1 protein-coding gene is annotated in these 318 nt (G+C 71.7%); it reads right to left on the reverse strand.

Annotated features, from left to right (window positions below):
• Positions 1-318: hypothetical protein (locus RCF13_RS07245; RefSeq protein WP_308141017.1), on the reverse strand; the 318-nt coding region annotated here is incomplete at both ends.

Consider the following 318-nt stretch of genomic DNA (forward strand, 5'->3'; position numbering starts at 1 on the left):
GATCACCTGCCCGGAATCCAGGCCGAAGGTGCCGTTGCCGGTATGGAGGATGCGCCCGCCGGCGTTGGCCAGGCTGCCCAGTTGCAGGTCGAGGTCCTGGTTGGCGCTTTCCAGCACGCCGTAGGCGTTGTTCAGGCCGCCAGCGACCAACCGCGTGCTGCCGCTGCGGCCGAGGGCGCGCAGGCTGCCGCCGCTGTTGTCGATCGCGGCGGCACGCAGGTGCAGCTCGCTCTCGCTTTCCAACTGGCCGAAGCGGTTGGCCAGCGCGCCGGCCAGGCTGAAGTCGATGCGCCCGGCGCCGACCTTGCCGCCCTGGCC

The organism is Stenotrophomonas maltophilia group sp. RNC7 (assembly GCF_030910085.1).
GTDB classification, from domain to species: Bacteria; Pseudomonadota; Gammaproteobacteria; order Xanthomonadales; family Xanthomonadaceae; genus Stenotrophomonas; species Stenotrophomonas sepilia.